The following is a 20858-nucleotide window of genomic DNA, read 5'->3' as shown; positions in this document are numbered from 1 at the left end:
CATGTCAATGTGATTTAACAAAAACAGAAGTATTTGGGATTGCCAGTCATGCTCTGGCGTATTAGCATCAGCTTATGTTGATGCTAATACGAGCATGAAGGTGCTCTCTTTTACCCGCCCCATATTCTGGTTTTGTATTGCTGTTATCACTATCACTACAAGTTCTATTTTGATGAGTGCTTGGTGGGTAGGTAAGCAATATAGCCACGAAGTTGCCCAAGCTCAGATCACACGTGCTGATTACTATCTGCAAGGTTTTCTTGCCGCTCAACAAGCTGAACAAATGACCTCAGTCACGGGTATTCTCTCGGACTATGGTTTTAAACGCACCATCGCTGATGACGATCCCGCCACCATCGCCAGTATGCTTGAGAATCATGCACAGCGTGTTGACCTTGATTTATTGTTGGTGTTTGACCGTAATGGCAAACCTTTAGCTGATTACAGCAATTTGATTCCCGCTAAAGAAGCATCAAAAATCTTCTCCATCATGATGAAAAAGCCGACCGAACCGAGAGTGATGGCATTGACCAATGGTTTTTACCGTTTATATCAATCCCCCATTAAAGCGCCTCACATTATCGGCTATGCTATCGCTGGCAAAGTTATCAATAAAGATCGGCTGGAACATATCAAGTTAATCACCGGGCTCGATCTTACTCTGCACTCAAAAGATAAAGGTTATTTGCTCAGTACATCCAACATTGCCAATCAAGTCATTAATGACTCTCCAACACAAAAACCTTCTGCACCTTTCTGGAAACGGCAACAGCTGATTAACAAGCAGATCGATATCGAATCACCACCGCCTTATGATGTAAAACTTTTTATGTCAGCAGACTTAACAGAATTTCACAGCAGATTCGATTGTTTCGGTCAGACGCTCGTCGGCGTGACTTTGTTACTCGTCGTATTTATCTTTCTGCTCAGCATGGTCTTATCCCGACGCATGTTTATGCCCTTGCAACGTCTGCATAAGAAACTGTTACGCCGAGCCAGTTATGATCATCTAACAGGCATACATAATCGTATTACCGCCAATGAACTTGGCTACCGCATGCTCATCGAGTGTTACCGAACTGAAAAACCATTACTTGTCGCCTTGCTTGATATCGATCATTTCAAAGACATTAATGACAATTATGGTCATAGTGCTGGTGACACCATTCTGATAGAAGTGGCAAATCGGTTAAAACGTGCTTTGAGGCAATATGATGTGATTGGTCGCTTTGGTGGTGAAGAGTTTATTATTTCCTGCTCGATGTCACGCGAGGTTGGTCATGAAACCTTAATACGTCTTAAAAAGACTATCTCTGAAAAGCCTTTTAGGTATAAAGACAAGCTGATCCCGCTAACAATAAGCATCGGTGCTTGCTTCATTGATTTTAATCAGTACGCCAGGCTATTAACACCAGAAGAACTTGTCGAGTGGGCCGATCAAGCCTTGTATGCGTCCAAAGACAATGGACGTAATCAAATCACCATCAACCATTACAAAAATGGCACACTTAACGCTGAAACAATTCTTTAACGATAGATAATATCTTTCCTCATTGGCGCTAGGCGAGCCAATAATTGATTTTGAATATGATGTGGCACATCGGCCTCATACATCGCTTCAATCAACAAATCCACCATATGATTAAAATCACGTTCATTAATGGTCATGCCATCATGAATTAACTGCATGGTATCGCCGGTATAGGTACAGGGACCATCGCTAATGTCACACAAATGCCAAGCAAGGTGTTCTTTAAATCGCGTCACATTGGCCTCGGCAAAATAATGAAAGATTTGCTCATCATGACCAATATTTTGCACTAAATTAGTGACGATTTTTTCTACTCCAGGCTCACCACCCAGTTTGTTGTATAAGGTTCTTTCTGTTGATGTGGCACAAGCTGTTAACAACAGCAACGCAGCACAATAGGAAAAGCATTTTTTCAACATTAGTAATTGCCCACCATAGAGAAGTAGAGCCCATCCTGATCATCAATGCCAGCAATTTCACCTAAATCAAGCCAGCCTGCCGTGAGGCTGACATATTTGTTAGGTACCCAGGCAACAAAAAGACTTTTCCAGTCATTCTCTTTTAAGCTCAGATTGTCAGGCTTTTCACGATATTCAACCCCCACGGCTAGGTGACGGCCAAATAGCAGTGCCGTTGATGCTTCCAGCATCAGCTCATGATCATGGTCTTCCGAGCCGAAACCCAGCAAGCCAATTTGATTTGCTTCGGTATAACGACCGGTGACGTTCCATAACCAATTAAGACCACCAACGGCTCCTAGATGTAATTTACTGGCTGCTAAATAGTAGTCTGTACCGCTGTCTTTTTCAGCGCCCAGTAAGTTAGCTACCAAGGCGTCATCCAGTTGCTTGTATTGAATACCAAGGCTGACTTGAGGCCAACGACTATATACCAAGTCGCCATAAAGCCGTATTTTCCCACCCAACACCCGTTGCCGAATTCGTAAGTCCAATGCCTCAACATCAAACTCTTGTTCTGCTATCGACAGTTCAAGTCGGTCGTACAGATTGAGCTGTGCACCACAGACATCTAGCTTAAAATCATCCACGTTGCCATGACTACAAAAGGCATTAATAGCAATCTCATCACGACTGGCATAGCCTGCTAACTGCGCCCAAGGCACAAGACCGCCACCGGCTGCCCCCTCAATCTGAGAGACACCGGGTGTGGCAATGAGTTTACCGTCAGCCGCATTAACCGCGCTGGTCGTAACCAACGCTGCCAGTAATAGTATTGTTTTCAACATGATCTTTATGCCACTCACTCACAGCCTCTGCTGCGATAGGTTTACTAAAATAATAGCCCTGAAGCTGATCACAGTGATACTGCTTAAGGATTTCGAGACTCGCCTCGTTTTCAACACCTTCAGCCACAACTTCAAATCCAAGGCCATGAGCTAATTCGATGGTTGATTTAACAATTAATTGATCTTTGGGTGACTCATCTAAGTGCATAATGAAGCTTTTATCTAGCTTAATTTCATCGACGGGTAATCCCTTAAGTTTCGACAGCGAAGACTGTCCAATACCATAGTCATCAATTGCGATAACAAAGCCCATTCTACTAAGACTACGCAATGACATCACCACAGATGCCTCATCGTGCATGATGTCTCTCTCTGTAATCTCTATCGTAATATAACTCGGAGAAACGCCAACGCCGGCACATGTTTCGCTGATAAATGTTTCGAAATGTGAACTCGCCAAATCCTGCGCTGATACATTAATTGCGGCACCGATGAATAAGCCATCTGAGTGCCATTGTCGTACCTGCTCCAAAACGCCTCTAACCACCCAGTTTGTCAAATCGACAATCAATGACGCCTCTTCAGCCAAGTTTACAAATACTTCTGGCGAAATAAAGGTGTTGTCTTCGCGTCTCCAGCGAATTAACGCTTCCGTTTTTATATACTGTTTATCATTGATTGAGAGTTTTGGTTGGTACACCAAAAAAAGCTCGCCTTTACCGCCCTCAAGCAACACTTTCCGAAGTGACTCTATCATTGATATCCGTTGTAAGTGCGCTTCATCTTCTCCCGTTTCATAGTAATGAATACGTTGTTTTCCATTTCTGGCGGCATCAAGTGCGATTGAGGTTCGTCGAAGCATTTTTGATGAATGCACACCATGTTCAGGATATAACGTAATGCCTGCATTCAAATCGAGTTTGATATTCAAATCAAGGACAACAAAATCATTTTCTAATTCTGTCAGAAACATCTCCACAACTTGATTAGGGCTATGACCAGAAAGCGGACTAAGTATGACAAAAAATTCGACGCCTTCCATGCGTGCAGCCAATTGGATATCAACGGTTTTGATACTTTTAAGCCTTGCTGAAATCATCCTCAAACATGCATTGGCAATATCTGAACCTAATCGATCATTGATTTGCCTGAAGTTATGTATATTGAAAGCAACTAAAAGTAATTCTTGGTTAGGCTTAAGATAGTTTTGTAATTGTTTTTGTAAGGTATGGCTATTCATCAATCCTGTCAGAATATCGTGTGTCGCTTGATAACTGATCTCATCCTCACGTTGCTTTATCTGCCACCCCATCTCCCGAAAAGACTTTTGCAGATTGAGAATTTCTTCACCACCACGTAACTCAATATTTTTGAGGTAATCGCCTTTTGCATAATATTCCGCTAATTGACCTAACTTGGATAATGGGACAGTCAGGGTTTTAGCAAACACAATACTTAAAATGCTCGCAATAATAGCAGCGATAATTGCTAACAATGTGTTGTGAAATACTATCTCGTCGTATTGTTTGTATAACGGTTTCAGGCTACTGATTAACAACACAAAAACAGGGGCGTTGTTAGCCGAGCGAAGTTCAATTTTTTCAGTCAGAAATGCTGGTCTGTCTATAAATAGCCACGGCGAGCTTTGAGCTTGTAAAGCATCATGAAAAGCCTTGTAACTCGTCATTCTAAATGTACTACTCAATAAATGCGTGTCGCCCTGATAAAAACTAATATCAAGGCCTGTTAAGGACTTTAGTTCCTTGACCGTATCCTGCTCAATCTCAAAACCAATAACACTATATGCAATCACATGCGGCGCTTTGACCGGCAGTAGAATCAATTGATAGACATGCTCTCCAACAGTCGCAAAAAAACTTTTTGCTGGATTCTCAATAAGCCTTTGAACCGAATCCTTAGTCAGTTTCTCTGTAAGCCCCTCTCCCATTTGACTGGATACGGTGACGTTGCCAGACATATCGGTCAACAACATCATATCTGCTTGAATTCGTTCGCTATGATTGTGCAAAACACTATTGATGGTTTGCATATCGGATGTTGCTACCGCACGAAGAAAACCAAAGTCAGCGGTTAAAACATTTGCTGCTGTTACGAGCAGTCTTTCCTGAGATGACAAATACTGTTCAAGCACCTGCTTAGCATTGGAAGTCTGTTGATTTAGCTGCTGTTGGTTATAGCGGTTGCTGCCATACCACGAGCTTATCTGCACGGCGATGGTGGTGGACATGACCAGAACAACACACAGCAGAAAAATCTTGTTTCGTAATTTAATCCTGTTGAGAAAGTCCACCAAAGGTATCCTCAAAGCTATTTCTTGGTGCTGGTGGGATGATGTCAATTTTAATCAGATAGCGACCGTTCTCATCCTGCTTTAAAGTATCCAGCTCTATGTTCATTAATGTTTCAGGACCGGCTACGTTGTTGGCATGCCAAACATTGATCTGTTTGATTGCTTGCTCACTCTGTATCGATATATCACCCCTATCTCCTGTCATCACTGACTGAGTAGATTTTGAAACAAAGATATAGCCAATCATCGAGTCATGGATATTACAGCCCAGTACAACGACGCCATGTTCGGGAAATTGAATGGGGGATTCCGGTGTATCAGCATAGAGTTTCAACTCAAACATCTTGGCCTTTGAAAACGAGTAAACATGGTGGCGAATATTGTCGCTGTTGGGAAAATCAACAAGTTGCCCAGTTTCTATAAGGATTTGCTGAGGTATAAATTGTTTATCAATCTGATCGATGATAGCAACGTCAGCAGTAGCATTCGTAACTGCCGCTAAGTCAGGCTCAATAATGACATCAGCTAATGGCAGCCCCTTATTATCGGTGACGTAGAAGGTGTAATCATTTTGTGCGTAGGCTGAAACAGCTAGAAAATAGCTCAAACAAAAAACGAACTTCAGATAAAAATAGCTATGTCGCATGCTGCATCCATTTGTTGGTGTTGTCTGCTAACCAAGTTAATACTATGCATCATAACGGGTTGATGCAAACACCATTGTATTTAATTGCCTGACTTGACTACTCAGCAAAAAAACAACTCGATACGGTCAAAAAAAATAAGGTTTTTTTTGAGGAAAAAAAAATAAGGTTTTTTTTGAGGAAAAAAAAAGCCGCCACATAATCATGTAACGGCTTTTTCATTGATATCTTTAAACTGATCAATTAAGCAGCGTACGTAAATCCTCGAGCTCTTTTAGTAATTCGCGAACCAGGTCTTTTTGATCACTCGATGTGACAGTTGCTGCTTTCACATCCCCTGTTGTGCCAAGTTGCTGTCTGGCACCACCTATCGTAAAGCCCTGCTCATAGAGCAAGCCACGAATCTCACGAATCAAAACGACGTCATGACGCTGATAGTAGCGGCGGTTACCACGACGTTTGACCGGCTTAAGTTGTGAGAACTCTTGCTCCCAATAGCGTAAAACGTGCGGTTTAACGCCGCACAACTCGCTCACTTCACCAATTGTGAAGTAACGTTTCCCCGGAATAGGCGGTAATTCGTTGTTGTTACTCGCTTCCAGCATAATTGTCCACCCTTGCTTTCAGTTTTTGTCCGGGTCTGAAAGTCACCACGCGACGTGCCGAGATGGGAATTTCTTCACCGGTTTTGGGGTTACGACCAGGCCGTTCACTTTTATCTCTCAATTCGAAATTACCGAATCCCGATAATTTCACTTGCTCACCATTTTCCAATGCAGAGCGAATTTCCTCAAAGAACATCTCAACAAGCTCTTTTGCTTCACGTTTGTTAAAACCCAGCTCGTCGTACAATTGTTCCGTCATATCGGCCTTAGTCAGTGCCATGTGTACCTCAAATTCTTCTTTTATTATTAACAGCTTATGATCTTATCGCCGCACCAACAGATTGTTCCAGCGTTTCTGTCACAGTTTTTATCAGAGCATCAACTTCTTCGTCAGTGAGCGTACGCTCAGCATGTTGAAGGTGGAATGCCACAGCCAAACTCTTCTTGCCGTGCTCGACTCCATCTCCACTATAGACGTCAAATAGTTGAAATGACTTAAGAATATCAGAATCGTTCTTGCTCAGGCAATGCTCAATTTGACCTGCTGTCACAGAATTGTCAACTAATAAAGCTAAATCACGGCGAATTGCCGGGAATTTAGATAATGCTTCAAACTCAGGTACTTGTGCAGCTAGTACCGCAGACAGACCTAACTCGAAGACATAAACTTTACCGTTAAGATCTAACGACTTATTCAATTTCGGGTGAATGGCTCCCAACCAACCAATAGCATCACCATTCTTATAAACGCGGGCAGTCTGGCCCGGGTGAAGCGCTGGGTGAGTGTCAGCCTCAAAGCGAACGTCTCCCCCCGCTATGCTCAGTAAGGCTTCAACATCAGCTTTGGCATCAAAGAAATCCACTTCACGTTGTTTTTGTGACCATTGTTCAGGATAACGATCACCATAAATCAGGCCACCGATTTGACGGTGCTGTTCTATGTTTTCAAGGTTGCCTTTGAACACGCGTCCAACTTCAAATAAACGAACGCGTTCATGTTGGCGGTTAGCATTATAAACCAATGCTTGAACCAACCCCGGCCAGAGCGATGTGCGCATCACCGATAAATCAGCTGAAATCGGATTAGCCAATTTAATCGGGTCCAACTCATTTTCCGCAAGTAATTGCTGCATTTTGGGTTCAACAAAACTATACGTCACCGCTTCATAATAGCCGCGATCGATTAAGACGTTTTGCAGGCGTTCTAACTGAGTCGCTTTTTCAGTAATGTTAGTCGTCAGTACCGTGCCTTGTGGGCGTGTTTTGGGTAACTTGTCATAGCCATACAGGCGACCTAATTCTTCTATCAGATCAACTTCGATGGCCAGATCAAACCGGAAACTGGGTACGGTCACTTGCCAACCATCACTCACGCGGTTCAAGACTAAACCCAGACGGCTTAATTGCTCTTCAACCTGTGCTTCATCCAAATTGATGCCAAGAACGCGTGCAATACGGGCTTCACGAAGATGAATAGATGCCGGCTGTGGTAGCGTCGACTCACTGGACTTTTCTGTTACAGCACCAGCTTTACCACCCACAATATCCAGTAATAATGCGGTTGCTCTTTCAATAGCAAGTTTTGCCAACGCAGTATCGACACCACGTTCGAAACGATGTGATGAATCTGTATGCAAACCATAGCTTCTTGCTTTACCTGCAATCGCTTCTGGTGCAAAGAACGCCGCTTCCAAGAACAGCTTGGTGGTAGAAGCCGTCACACTAGAGTCCAGCCCCCCCATGACGCCAGCTAAGGCTAATGGACCGTTATCGTCAGCAATAAGTAAGGTATCAGACTGCAACTCAATCTCTTGAGCGTCTAACAAGGTGAGCTTTTCACCGGATCTTGCATGACGAACCGTGAGCTGACCTTGTAACTTATCCAGATCAAACGCATGCATGGGCTGACCCAGTTCCAACATCACGTAGTTAGTCACATCGACCACAGGCCCCAAACTACGAAGACCACTACGACGCAACTTTTCATACATCCACAATGGCGTTTCAGCTTGTGGATTAATATCGTCAATGACACGGCCTAAATAACGCGGACAGGCATCGTGAGCTTCAACTACTACAGGAAAGACGCTATCTGTTGACGCAGCAACATCAGTGTTATTCACAGCACACACATCGGTCGATGTTAAAACGCCGACTTCTCGAGCAACACCGGCGACACCAAGACAATCACTCCGATTAGGCGTTAAATCAATATCGATCGCAACATCATCCAGATCGAGATAGTCACGAATATCAATACCAACGGGAGCAGTATCAGCCAATTCCATTAAGCCATCGGCACTGTCTGTCAGGCCGAGCTCTTTTGATGAGCACAACATGCCAAACGAAGGCACGCCACGTAATTTGGCTTGCTTGATTTTAAAGTTTCCTGGCAAGACTGCACCAATCACAGCAACCGGAATTTTTAAGCCTTCCCGAACATTACTGGCACCACAAACGATTTCCAATAATTCATCAGCACCAACGTCAACTTTGGTCAAACGCAGCTTATCTGCATCAGGATGTGGCTCAACGGTTTTAACTTGGCCGATTAAGACACCGTTAAATTCACCAGCGACTGGTTCAACGGCATCAACTTCTAGTCCGGCATTCGTTAGTTTTTCAACCAATTCATCAGTGGATAAGGAAGGATTAACCCATTCACGTAACCATTTTTCACTAAACTTCATTGTTTCTTATCCCGCCGATTAACTAAACTGCTTCAGGAAACGTAGATCGTTATCAAAGAAAAGACGTAAGTCGTTAACGCCGTATCGCAACATCGCCATTCGTTCGACACCTAAACCAAACGCGAAGCCGAGATATTTTTCACTATCAATATTGACGTGCTTAAACACATTCGGGTGAACCATGCCGCAGCCGAGAATTTCAATCCAACCCGTATGGCTACAGACACGACAACCTTCACCACCACAGATCACACATTCAATATCGGCTTCTGCCGACGGTTCAGTGAATGGGAAATATGAAGGACGGAAACGCACTTTCAAGGGCTTTTCAAAGAAGGCTTGCAAGAAGTCTGACAACACGCCTTTCAGATCAGTGAAGCTGATGTTTTCATCAACCATCAGGCCTTCCACCTGGTGGAACATCGGCGTATGAGTCAGATCTGAATCACAGCGATAGACACGACCGGGGGCAATAAGACGTAAAGGTGGCTGTTCCTCTTCCATCACTCGAATTTGAACCGGTGAGGTATGCGTGCGCAATAATTTATCGGCATCAAAATAAAACGTATCGTGCATCGCACGCGCCGGATGATGTTCAGGGATATTAAGCGCAGTGAAATTATGATGACCGTCTTCTATTTCCGGTCCTTCGGCGACATCAAAGCCTATATCACGGAAATAACGTTCAATTCGCTGAAGGGTACGGGTGACAGGATGCAGACCACCTACATCACTATTACGACCCGGTAAGGTCACATCAACGGTTTCAGCTTTTAGCGCCGCTTCCATAGCGGCATCAGCAAGCGTTTTGGTGCGTGACTCAACCAGTCCCGCCACTTCCTGTTTTGCCAAATTGACTGACTTACCAATGACCGGACGCTCTTCAACACCGACATTGCCGAGCTGTTTGAGGTAGGCAGTAATTTTGCCTTTTTTACCCAAGTATTCAACGCGCACAGTGTCTAAGGCGCGATTATCCTGTGCAGCGGCGACAGCTTGTTTTGCAGTCGCAACAATATCTTCAAGAGCCTGCAACTGTGATGCCAGTTCAGCCATATAACCCCCGTCTGAGGAACAACATCAGAAACAAAAAAGGGCCGTGGTGGCGGCCCTTTTTCGACTTAATAACAGCAAAATAGCTATTATCGCTTTTAAAAGCGATATTACTCAGCCAATGCTGCTTTAGCTTTTTCCGCAATGGCTGCGAATGCCGCTTCATCGTGTACAGCAATATCTGCCAGTACTTTACGATCGATTTCGATTGACGCTTTTTTCAGGCCATCGATCAGGCGGCTGTATGACAAACCACATTCACGAGCTGCCGCGTTGATACGGGCAATCCACAAAGTGCGGAAGTTACGTTTTTTCTGACGACGATCACGATAGGCATATTGGCCAGCTTTGGTGACAGCTTGAACCGCTACACGATAGACGTTTTTACGTCGACCGTAATAACCTTTCGCTTGATCAAGAACTTTTTTATGACGTGCGTGCGCTGTTACGCCGCGTTTTACTCTAGGCATCGGAAATTCCCCTTAATTACAGATTAGGCAGCATTTTACGCACTGACATGTGATCTGCTTTACAGATTGTCAGCGTAGAACGCAGTTGACGCTTACGTTTAGTGCTTTTCTTGGTCAGGATGTGACTAGTGAAAGCTTGTGAGCGCTTGAATTTACCGCTGCCGGTACGTTTAAAACGTTTTGCAGCACCGCTATGGTTTTTTAATTTAGGCATTATTTAATCAACTCCGCATTGATTTATTATGTAAGTTTATTTTTTACTATTTGGGGCCAAAACCATAATCATTTGACGCCCCTCTTTCTTAGGCCGTTGCTCAACGCTTGACAGTTCATCGAGATCTGCCGCCACTCTTTCAAGTAACTTAAGACCCAAATCCTGATGCGCCATTTCACGGCCACGAAATCGGAGACTGACTTTAGTTTTGTTCCCGCTTTCTAGGAAACGTATCAGGTTGCGTAGTTTTACCTGATAATCCCCTTCTTCTGTGCCAGGTCGGAATTTAACTTCCTTAACCTGTATTTGTTTTTGTTTTTTCTTAGCCTGCGCTTTCTGCTTGCTCTCTTCAAACAAAAACTTGCCGTAATCCATGATACGGCAAACCGGTGGTTTCGCCTGTGGGGCAATTTCCACCAAATCTAATTCTGCTTCCTCAGCTTTTTGAATTGCATCCTTTAACGGAACAATACCGAGTTGCTCACCATCAGCAGCAGTTAATCGAACTTCTTTGGCTGTGATTTCACCATTCAGCCGTTTTTGATCTGTAGCGATGTTCTAATCCTCTAAAATAATTCGACCGCGGCGAGCGACGTCTTTCTCAAGCAAGCCGACAAAGTCCTCAAGTTGCATTGCACCTAGGTCTTCGCCCTTACGAGTACGTACTGCCACGGCGTTATCCTGTGCTTCGCGTTCACCAACAACTATCAAATATGGGACGCGGCGCAATGTATGCTCGCGTATTTTAAAGCCAATCTTCTCGTTTCTCAAGTCCGTATCGACTCTAAATCCTTGTTTCTGCAAATCCTTGGCAACTTTCTGCACATATTCGGACTGCTTATCACTGATTCCCATCACCATCACTTGCTTAGGTGCAAGCCATGTTGGAAAGGCTCCAGCATACTCCTCAATAAGGATACCGATGAAACGTTCCAGTGACCCTAAAATGGCACGATGAAGCATGACGGGAACTTGCTTACTATTATCATCCGCGACAAAGTGCGCATCAAGGCGACCCGGCATCGAGAAGTCAACCTGAATGGTGCCGCACTGCCAAACACGGCTCAGGCAATCTTTCAGTGAAAACTCAATTTTCGGGCCATAAAACGCCCCTTCACCCGGCTGTAATTCCCAGTCAAGATCCGCTGCATTTAATGCATCTTCCAGCGCTTTTTCAGCCTTATCCCAGACCTCATCACTACCGACACGATTCTCAGGGCGAGTCGATAATTTAACGATAATTTCGTTAAATCCAAAGTCTGCATAGACCTCATGCAGTAATTCGATAAATGTTGCCACTTCTGACTGAATTTGATCTTCTGTACAGAAAATATGCGCATCATCTTGGGTAAATCCGCGTAAACGCATCAAACCATGTAATGTGCCTGACGGTTCATTGCGGTGACAAGAGCCAAACTCGGCCATACGCAATGGTAAGTCACGGTAACTCTTCAAACCTTGGTTAAAGATTTGAATGTGGCACGGACAGTTCATCGGTTTAACCGCATAGTCACGATTTTCCGAGTGTGTACTGAAAATCATGTCACCAAACTTATCCCAGTGACCTGACTTTTCCCATAGAGTGCGATCCACAACCTGCGGCGTGCGCACTTCCTGATAGTCGTTATCACGCAACACATCACGGATGTAGTTTTCCACGACACGGTAAATCTGCCAGCCATTGTCATGCCAGAAGATCATGCCTGCTGCTTCTTCCTGTAAGTGGAACAAGTCTAAATTCTTCGCGATTTTACGATGATCGCGTTTCTCTGCTTCTTCGAGACGATGTAGATATTGTTTCAGTGCTTTTTTGTCTTGCCAGGCTGTGCCGTAAACCCGCTGCAGCATTTCATTGTCTGAATTACCGCGCCAGTAGGCTCCCGCCAACTTCATTAACTTAAAGGCTTTGAGTTTGCCTGTATTAGGTACGTGAGGTCCACGACATAAATCAACGAAGTCGCCTTGACGATACACAGACAAGATTTCATCTTTAGGAATATCTTCAAGGATTTCTGCCTTGTAGATTTCACCCATGTCACGAAACATTTCAATACCGGCATCACGAGTAATTTCTTCACGTGCAACCGGTAGATCTTGTTTCACGATCTCTTCCATGCGTTTTTGGATCTTATTCAGATCGTCTGGCGTGAAAGCTTCCGGATATGAGAAATCATAGTAAAAGCCGTCATCAATAACCGGACCTATGGTCACTTGCGCCTCTGGGTAAAGTTGCTTCACCGCTTGCGCCATTAAATGTGAGGTGGAATGACGAATGATATCCAGACCTTCTTCATCACGCTCAGTCACAATCGCTACGTCAGCGTCTTGTTCTACAACATGAGAGGTATCAACCAATGTGCCATTGACTTTGCCTGCCAGCGCAGCACGCGCTAAACCGGTGCCAATATCAGCAGCAATATCATGAATAGTAACGGGGTTATCGAACTGGCGTTGACTGCCATCAGGAAGGGTAACTGAAATCATGGTATGTCCTTGGTTGTGACCGATACAAAGGGCCTTAAAAACCAAAAAAGCACCCATAGGTGCTTAATTTTGGTAGGCACGAGTGGATTCGAACCACCGACCCCCACCATGTCAAGGTGGTGCTCTAACCAACTGAGCTACGCGCCTGCCGTGAAGCTGCGAAATTATACGCAGCTAGCGATAGATTGCAAGCATTTTAAACCGCAACAGGCCCCAATGCGACGCTGCGAAGATGCTCCAGCTCATCACGCAGCTTGGCAGCTTCTTCAAACTCAAGGTTTTGCGCAGCTTTGTACATGGATTGTTCAATCTTCTGAATCCGCTTGGCCAGTTGTTGTGGCGTCAGCGCAGCATACTCAGCTTGCTCTTCTGCCACCTTGGCATAATCACTGTCTTTTTTGTCTTTCGCATCGTCCATACCCGCACGAATCGCTTTTTTAATACCTTGCGGTGTAATACCGTGCTCTTCGTTATGGGCGAGCTGTTTTTCACGTCGACGCTCTGTTTCATCCATTGCCCGCTGCATGGAGCCGGTAATCTCGTCCGCATAGAGAATGGCTCTACCGTTTAAGTTACGCGCAGCACGGCCGATAGTTTGAATCAGCGATCGATCACTACGCAGGAACCCTTCTTTGTCGGCATCGAGAATCGCCACCAGCGAGACTTCGGGAATATCCAGCCCCTCGCGTAGTAAGTTGATACCAATCAAGACATCAAACTCCCCCAGACGCAGATCCCGAAGAATTTCCACCCTTTCCACAGTATCAATATCAGAATGCAGATAACGCACTTTGACATTATGCTCACGCAGATAATCGGTTAAATCTTCAGACATTCGCTTAGTTAACGTCGTCACCAGAACACGTTCGTTGACCGCGGTACGCTTATGAATTTCAGATAATAAGTCATCAACCTGTGTGCCCACTGGACGAATTTCGACCTGAGGATCAACCAGACCGGTGGGACGTACCACCTGTTCCACAATAGTGCTGGAGTGTTCATTTTCATACTTGCTGGGTGTTGCCGAAACAAAAATGGTTTGCGGTGCCAGCTTTTCCCACTCTTCAAACATCAGCGGTCGATTATCCAATGCTGACGGCAGGCGGAAGCCATAATTGACCAGCGTTTCTTTACGAGAACGATCACCTTTATACATAGCCCCAATTTGCGGCACCATGACGTGACTTTCATCAATGACTAAAATCGCGTCATTTGGCAGGTAATCAAACAGCGTCGGTGGCGCTTCACCGGGACCGCGACCGGACAAGTGACGAGAATAGTTTTCGATGCCGTTGCAATAGCCAAGCTCTAACAACATTTCGATATCAAACCGTGTTCGTTGCTCCAGTCGCTGTGCCTCGACCAACTTGTCATGTGAATTTAGATGCTCCAGCCTTTCGCGCAATTCTTCTTTGATGGCATCGACGGCTTTCAACAGATTGTCACGTGGCGTGACATAGTGGGTTTTGGGGTAAATGGTGATGCGACTCAAACGCTGCAAGACTTCACCCGTTAAGGGATCGAAATAACTGATCTGTTCGATTTCATCATCAAATAACTCGACTCTGACCGCATCACGTTCCGATTCAGCCGGGAATATATCAATTACTTCGCCTCGAACACGATAGGTGCCTCGATGTAGTTCGATATCATTGCGTGTGTATTGCAGCTCTGTCAGGCGACGTAAGATGTTGCGTTGGCTTATCACATCGCCTTGAACCAAATGTAGCACCATTTCCAGGTACGCATCTTTTTCACCCAAACCATATATGCACGAAACACTGGACACAATAATCGCATCACGCCGTTCCAACATAGCCTTGGTCGCTGATAAGCGCATTTGTTCAATCTGTTCGTTAACTGATGCGTCCTTATCTATAAACGTATCCGATGAGGGAACATAAGCTTCTGGCTGGTAATAGTCGTAATAGGAAACAAAATACTCCACCGAATTATTGGGGAAGAATTCTTTCATTTCGCTGTAAAGTTGTGCCGCCAGTGTTTTGTTGGGTGCCAAGACCATCATCGGTCTGCCCACTGCTTGCGCAACATTGGCGATGGTGAATGTCTTACCGGATCCGGTTACCCCCAGCAGGGTTTGCCACATTTCGCCGTTCTCAAGTCCCTCGATCAACGTCTCAATCGCGGCTGGCTGATCACCGGCAGGAGAAAAATCACTGACTAACTGAAATTGTTTACTCATACGTCTTTAGCATCGTTTAGGTTTGGCGTATATTACTGAGTTGTTTATTAATTTACTGAGTTAATGAAGGAAAGATTTTGACTATCAAGCTCTCCCAACGCGTTCAAAACATCAAACCATCTCCCACTTTAGCAATCACTGCTCGTGCAGCGGCATTAAGAGCCGAAGGAAAAGATGTGATTGGTCTGGGTGCGGGCGAACCCGATTTCGATACCCCTGAACACATTAAACAAGCTGCCATTGAAGCAATCAATAGCGGCAAAACTAAATACACTCCAGTTGATGGTACACCCGATTTGAAACAGGCCATCATCAAAAAGTTCTCACGTGATAATGGTCTCGACTACGAAGCCAATCAAATTCTGGTATCTGTGGGTGGCAAACAAAGCTTCTTCAATCTGGCTCAAGCTTATATTCAAGCGGGTGATGAAGTCATTATCCCTGCACCGTATTGGGTATCATACCCCGATATGACCTTACTTGCTGATGGTAAGCCAGTCATTATCGAAGCCGGACAGGAAAATCAATTCAAAATCACACCAGCACAGCTAGAAGCTGCAATTACTGACAAAACCCGTTTATTTGTCATTAACAGCCCATCTAACCCGACGGGCATGGCATATAGCATGGATGAATTGAAAGCACTTGGCGAGGTCTTGCGTAAACACCCGGACATCCTGATTGCTACCGATGATATGTACGAACATATTTATTGGGCTGATGAACCTTTCTGCAATATTCTCAACGCTAACCCTGATTTCTATGACAGAACTTTAGTCATGAACGGTGTTTCAAAAGCTTATTCAATGACCGGCTGGCGTATTGGTTATGCCGCAGGCCCCGCGGATCTGATTGCATCGATGAAAAAAGTGCAATCACAAAGTACCTCTAACCCGGCCTCTATCTCGCAAGCAGCGGCTGTTGAGGCGTTAAACGGCGATCAAACCTGCATACAATCGATGTTAGCTGAATTTAAAAAGCGTCATGACTTCGTGGTGTCGACACTAAATGACATGTCAGGCATCGACTCATTGGAAACAGATGGCACGTTCTACGTGTTCCCCAATATTGCTGGCGTATTGGAACGCAAGCCTGAATTGAAAGACGATATGGACTTTGCTGAAGCATTGCTCGTTGAAAAAGGCGTGGCTGTAGTACCGGGAACTGCGTTCGGTTTGAAAAACCACGTTCGTCTATCGATTGCCACCAGTGAAGATAATCTGCGTAACGCACTGAATCGCATCGCAGAATTTATTGCCTAGGAAATTAATGCATTTCGAGGCTTGACCTGTCCGGTTCAAGCCTCTATCATACGCATCTTTCTGTTCCCCGATAGCTCAGTTGGTAGAGCAAATGACTGTTAATCATTGGGTCGCTGGTTCGAGTCCAGCTCGGGGAGCCAAAATATAATAAGGGGTTAGCTTATAAAGCTAAGCCCTTTTTTATTGCCCGTCTAAAACTCCTGCAATTATTTTTCCGGATTGATCGCCTACCGTGATATCACTGGATTGCGTTCCACTTTTGAAGATATGAACAGTTCGCCGTATGGCAGATGCGCCGTCAGTCACCTTCAGGTGTCAGCCGCCGTTATAAGCTGATGAACCATGCAAGCCGGGGCTTTCTCGTGTGACACCTCGCGGCCACCACACTGATCGCTAATTAGGCGTCACCCATCACTGGACTCCCCTAGGTATCGTAGACAATTTCCTGCAACTGTGGAGTTTCAACCGTTTTTAAACCGTCCGTCGAAACTGGGTAGAACCTGAACTATGCACGTATAGCCCATGCTTCTCTGCATCAAATGAGCATGGCTTAATGGATAAAGGGTGAATGGGCTAGTAAGTCAGTAAGTGTTCGGCAGGGTTCAGCGTTTTAAAAAAAGTCGATATCCTGCTACTGACGCTCTGAGATTTTTCTTTAACCGGCCTGTTGTTTGTCTCATCACTCAACAAACCATCAACGTAACTTTGTAATAAGTCATCGTTATTTTTTAAGATATAGTCCTGTTCAATTTTTTTGATTTCCCGGCTATCGTATAGGTGCATTGACCGGTTTTTGATATAGCCCTGATCGTCAATTTTCAGATACCAAACCTTAATGCCACGCAGTATTTCAGTTCCATCTTTCTCAACGATGATCTGTGCCTCAAAAACTTGAATATCTTGGTTGGCATAGTTCGGCATTGCCTGCTGCTTTGTGAACAGACACCTGAAATAGCCATTAGGTACCATTTTGGTTTTCATACTTTCTTGAGTAAAGAGATATGTACGGTAGGTAATATGCATGGATGATTGTTCCTAAGTGCGGAGGCTTTTAGTAAAAAGTTTCTAAATTACGAAGCTCGCCTTATCACATGCTAAGACGTGAACGGTGCGTATCGTTTTGTTGAGACTTGCTCATCAATTCTTCAAGTAACCCTTTATAAGCGACTACGCCATGACTTTCAGCGTCAAATTGGCTTGGCGTGACACCTTGCTTACTGGCGTCTCGGAATCTGGTATCGACTGGAATAAAAGACGGCCATGCATTTAGATGATAGTCACTGCGTAATGTCTGCAGAGTTAGCACAGAAGCTTTTGTTCGTTGGTCGTAGAGTGTGGGGATAACCGTGTAATCAAGTTCTTTATTTAAAGACTTTGTCACCATTGAGACGGTTCGCAACATTCGTTCCAAGCTTTTAAGTGCCAAAAACTCTGTCTGGACTGGCACCAGTAAATGATCACAAGCTGCTATTGCGTTAATCATTAACGTGCCTAGAACAGGTGGGCTATCAATAAGCACATAATCAAAGTCATTCCAAACCTTTGAAATTGCCTTGGTCATTTTTAAGCCCATACCAGCTTGTGAGCCACTTCTTTCTATAGTGGCCAGACCAACACTGGCAGGTAACAAAGACAAATTTGGATCGTTTGTTTTTTTTACTACTGCCTGCACATCGGAGCGTGTGACATTTTCTGCACGGAGTAAATTGGTTACGCTGGCCTCAATGCTTTCCGGGTTATAACCAAAGTAAGTGGTCATCGATCCTTGAGGGTCGATATCTATGACGAGTACCCGATGACCTTTATCTGCTAATAGACCGCCAAGACTGATAGTCGTTGTGGTTTTTACTACGCCACCTTTTTGATTAGCAACCGCCCATACTTCCATAGCCAACTATCCTTCAATACCCAAACGCCTCAATGTGTAGAAATTAAACAAGTTTTTTTTGCTTAGTTGCAACTGAAATTCAATTTATTTATTAGGTATAATCTATAACAAATTGATTTTAATGATATTAATTTATTTTTCTGGCACTTGCTTTGATGTAGATATCAGATTACATGGTGGGAGATAGTGATGGTAGGAGGACTTAGGCAAATTGCTAAAGGTAATAAGGCAGTCCATTAGATGGCTGAAAGGGTTCCAACAATTTAGTGGCAATCCAATGTGCACTTATTTGGGTTTCCCACAAAGTCATGTACACATAGCTTAGACCGCATAGCCTTTTTCAAATTTACCGGACTAATTCCGCCTAATGTTAAATGACGACGTTTTGGGTTATAAAAACACTCGCGGTAATCGAATACATCTAGAGCTAAATTAAAGACACTCGTCACTTACCACTTTACAAAAACTGGAAAAAACGCCGGTTTGCCTGTAAATTTGTGACAAAAATCACAAAAAAATGGAATTAATGTGTCTAAGCAACTCATTAGCTTTTTACTATTCTGCCTCATTTCACCATTTAGCTATTCAGCATCAACTTCAGACCAGCTAAACAGAGCCAATCAAGAAGCCGACAGAATTCAGCGTGATCAACAACGCCGTATTGAACAGGACAGGTTAGAGTTTGAAAGAAGCCGTCCCAAAAGCAATATAGAAATCACCTCACCTGACCTCGATAAAAAAGCCGCTGACACTGAGATGTGTCGCGATGTCACCACCATTATTTACGAAGGTGCCCCCCTTCTCCCTGACTCACAACGTCAAACACTGAATCACCCTTTTCTTAATACCTGCATGAGCGTGACAGATATTGAGCTGTTACTTGCTGAGGTCACCAAGTTTTATATTGATCATGGCTACATCACGACCCGTGCTTATATCGAACCGCAAAGCCTTGCTTCTGGCACACTTAAAATCATTGTTATCGAAGGCAAAATAGAAAAGTTAATGCTTGATAACAATACACTGGGTGCCAGGAACATTAACCTAGCTACAGCACTGCCCGCTTCATCTGGCGATGTTTTGAACCTCCGTGATATCGAGCAAGGTCTGGATCAAATTAACCGTTTACGTTCAAACAATGCAGTGATGGAGATTTTGCCTGGAGAGACGCCAGGAAATAGTGTCGTTCTGATAAAAAATGCCCCATCTAAACGTTATTTCCTCAATACCACCTATGACAACCTTGGCACCACAACAACCGGTGAGGAACAACTTGGCCTCAACCTGGCATTGGAAAACATCCTAGGATTAAATGAGCTTTTCAGTTACACCCACCGCCGCACTACCGAAGGAAATTTCGGTAAACAGCATAGTCGTTCAAACTCACTTTACCTGAGTGTTCCATACCACTACTGGACCTTTTCTCTATCGCACAACTGGTCTGACTATGCCACCACCTTAGCGCTTCCCGGTGGAGAGTTAATCGCCTCCGGTGATTCCGAAAACACCTCTTTTATAGCTGATTATCTCGCCTATCGCGATGCCATTAATAGAGTCAGTATATCTGCTGCCATAACAGCAAAATCTACAGATAACTTTCTTGCTGGGCAGTTACTTGAAGTTAGCAGTCGACGCTTATCATTGTTTGATCTAGGAGCGAGTTGGAGTACACGTTTTTTAGGCGGCGCCCTAACCCTGCAACTCAATCATATCTGGGGTATCAAGGCCTTCAATGCACTAGAGGATGAAGCCAACCTGCCGGACGAAGCACCCCGTGCACAATTTCAAAAGTGGACAAGCAATATTTACTGGACCAAACCGTTTCAAGTCGGCAATAAAAATGCCGTATTCAGCAGTAGTTTTTCTGGGCAACATGGTGTTGATGTGTTGTATGGCTCAGAACAAATTTCAATCGGTGGCCCATTTAGCGTCCGTGGTTACAGAGATACCTCAATGGCTGGCGACCATGGCTTTTTCTGGCGTAACGAACTCGGACTTCCGTCACAAAAAATCATCATGGATCAGGTCGTTTTCTTGAAACCCTATATTGCATATGACATGGGTGCGATCCGAAAAAGAAATGCATTTGATGGTGGCCGGATAACGGGTGTGGTGGCAGGCATCACCGCAGCCTCTAAAAATATTGATATTGATTTATCAGGTGTTCAGCCGGTGACTTATAGCAGTGGACTCAAAGATGAAGGTTTCCAAATGTACTTTAAAGTCACATTAAAAATTTAAGCTTAAACAAGGATTG

19 protein-coding genes and 2 tRNA genes are annotated in these 20858 nt (G+C 44.4%); 4 read left to right on the top strand and 17 right to left on the bottom strand.

Annotated features, from left to right (window positions below; genetic code table 11):
- The first annotated feature begins 94 nt into the window (after positions 1-94).
- Positions 95-1531: a sensor domain-containing diguanylate cyclase gene (locus tag MDMS009_RS15870; protein WP_008291416.1), complete on the top strand. Its 1437-nt coding sequence runs from the start codon at positions 95-97 to the stop codon at positions 1529-1531.
- Here MDMS009_RS15870 and MDMS009_RS11115 read toward each other — a convergent pair.
- The 14 genes from MDMS009_RS11115 to uvrB all read right to left on the bottom strand — a co-directional run bounded on the left by MDMS009_RS11115 (position 1528) and on the right by uvrB (position 15451).
- Positions 1528-1950: a group I truncated hemoglobin gene (locus MDMS009_RS11115; RefSeq protein ID WP_008291702.1), complete on the bottom strand. Its 423-nt coding sequence runs from the start codon at positions 1948-1950 to the stop codon at positions 1528-1530. The two genes, MDMS009_RS15870 and MDMS009_RS11115, sit on opposite strands and share 4 nt — an antisense overlap.
- Positions 1950-2777, bottom strand: a complete 828-nt coding sequence (locus tag MDMS009_RS11110; RefSeq protein WP_043888221.1) for a DUF3034 family protein — start codon at positions 2775-2777, stop codon at positions 1950-1952. The genes MDMS009_RS11115 and MDMS009_RS11110 overlap by 1 nt, the downstream gene beginning before the upstream one ends.
- On the bottom strand, positions 2725-5088 hold the full coding sequence (locus MDMS009_RS11105) for a bifunctional diguanylate cyclase/phosphodiesterase (protein WP_237700518.1): 2364 nt from the start codon (positions 5086-5088) through the stop codon (positions 2725-2727). Before MDMS009_RS11105 ends, MDMS009_RS11110 begins: the two co-directional genes overlap by 53 nt.
- Positions 5066-5695: a methylamine utilization protein gene (locus MDMS009_RS11100; protein ID WP_008291465.1), complete on the bottom strand. Its 630-nt coding sequence runs from the start codon at positions 5693-5695 to the stop codon at positions 5066-5068. Before MDMS009_RS11100 ends, MDMS009_RS11105 begins: the two co-directional genes overlap by 23 nt.
- A gap of 276 nt (positions 5696-5971) precedes the next feature.
- On the bottom strand, positions 5972-6337 hold the full coding sequence (locus MDMS009_RS11095; protein WP_008291620.1) for a MerR family transcriptional regulator: 366 nt from the start codon (positions 6335-6337) through the stop codon (positions 5972-5974).
- The gene (gene ihfA / locus MDMS009_RS11090) at positions 6321-6617 is read right to left on the bottom strand and encodes an integration host factor subunit alpha (RefSeq protein ID WP_008291438.1); all 297 of its coding nucleotides are present in this window, start codon (positions 6615-6617) and stop codon (positions 6321-6323) included. Before ihfA ends, MDMS009_RS11095 begins: the two co-directional genes overlap by 17 nt.
- 34 nt (positions 6618-6651) lie before the next feature.
- Positions 6652-9027, bottom strand: a complete 2376-nt coding sequence (gene pheT, locus MDMS009_RS11085) for a phenylalanine--tRNA ligase subunit beta (protein WP_008291659.1) — start codon at positions 9025-9027, stop codon at positions 6652-6654.
- Between the two features lie 18 nt (positions 9028-9045).
- Entirely contained in the window at positions 9046-10062 is a 1017-nt protein-coding gene (pheS, locus tag MDMS009_RS11080) for a phenylalanine--tRNA ligase subunit alpha (RefSeq protein WP_043888294.1), read from the bottom strand.
- 128 nt (positions 10063-10190) lie between these two features.
- Positions 10191-10550, bottom strand: a complete 360-nt coding sequence (rplT, locus tag MDMS009_RS11075) for a 50S ribosomal protein L20 (RefSeq protein WP_008291239.1) — start codon at positions 10548-10550, stop codon at positions 10191-10193.
- Positions 10551-10566: 16 nt separating this feature from the next.
- Positions 10567-10764 (bottom strand): 50S ribosomal protein L35, encoded by a 198-nt coding sequence (rpmI, locus tag MDMS009_RS11070; RefSeq protein ID WP_007145589.1) that lies wholly within the window; start codon positions 10762-10764, stop codon positions 10567-10569.
- 36 nt (positions 10765-10800) lie between these two features.
- Entirely contained in the window at positions 10801-11319 is a 519-nt protein-coding gene (gene infC / locus MDMS009_RS11065) for a translation initiation factor IF-3 (protein ID WP_081443621.1), read from the bottom strand.
- Between the two features lie 3 nt (positions 11320-11322).
- Positions 11323-13248, bottom strand: a complete 1926-nt coding sequence (gene thrS / locus MDMS009_RS11060) for a threonine--tRNA ligase (protein WP_008291272.1) — start codon at positions 13246-13248, stop codon at positions 11323-11325.
- Positions 13249-13318: 70 nt separating this feature from the next.
- Positions 13319-13395: transfer RNA gene (locus MDMS009_RS11055), tRNA-Val, on the bottom strand.
- 49 nt (positions 13396-13444) lie between these two features.
- Positions 13445-15451: an excinuclease ABC subunit UvrB gene (gene uvrB / locus MDMS009_RS11050; RefSeq protein ID WP_008291308.1), complete on the bottom strand. Its 2007-nt coding sequence runs from the start codon at positions 15449-15451 to the stop codon at positions 13445-13447.
- Between the two features lie 77 nt (positions 15452-15528).
- Between uvrB and MDMS009_RS11045 the strand changes: the two genes are divergently transcribed.
- Positions 15529-16713 carry a pyridoxal phosphate-dependent aminotransferase gene (locus MDMS009_RS11045; RefSeq protein WP_008291282.1) on the top strand — a complete coding sequence of 395 codons (1185 nt, stop codon included), beginning with the start codon at positions 15529-15531 and terminating at the stop codon, positions 16711-16713.
- 64 nt (positions 16714-16777) lie between these two features.
- Positions 16778-16853, top strand: a tRNA-Asn gene (locus MDMS009_RS11040).
- 433 nt (positions 16854-17286) lie between these two features.
- On the opposite strand, the gene MDMS009_RS11035 is transcribed toward MDMS009_RS11040, so the two are convergent.
- The 3 genes from MDMS009_RS11035 to MDMS009_RS16750 form a co-directional block, all read right to left on the bottom strand.
- A complete protein-coding gene (locus tag MDMS009_RS11035; protein ID WP_043888216.1) occupies positions 17287-17736 on the bottom strand; it encodes a hypothetical protein in 450 nt (149 codons plus the stop codon).
- Between the two features lie 64 nt (positions 17737-17800).
- A complete protein-coding gene (locus MDMS009_RS11030; RefSeq protein WP_008291345.1) occupies positions 17801-18601 on the bottom strand; it encodes a ParA family protein in 801 nt (266 codons plus the stop codon).
- Positions 18602-18864: 263 nt separating this feature from the next.
- Positions 18865-19050: an IS3 family transposase gene (locus MDMS009_RS16750; RefSeq protein WP_406564441.1), complete on the bottom strand. Its 186-nt coding sequence runs from the start codon at positions 19048-19050 to the stop codon at positions 18865-18867.
- Between the two features lie 79 nt (positions 19051-19129).
- Here MDMS009_RS16750 and MDMS009_RS11025 point away from each other — a divergent pair, with 79 nt between their 5' ends.
- Positions 19130-20842 (top strand): ShlB/FhaC/HecB family hemolysin secretion/activation protein, encoded by a 1713-nt coding sequence (locus MDMS009_RS11025; protein ID WP_008291755.1) that lies wholly within the window; start codon positions 19130-19132, stop codon positions 20840-20842.
- Positions 20843-20858 lie beyond the last annotated feature (16 nt).

This window comes from Methylophaga thiooxydans DMS010 (assembly GCF_000156355.1).
GTDB lineage: Bacteria > Pseudomonadota > Gammaproteobacteria > Nitrosococcales > Methylophagaceae > Methylophaga > Methylophaga thiooxydans.
Note: the sequence above shows the minus strand (reverse complement) of the source record. Positions and strands in the feature narration are given on the sequence as shown.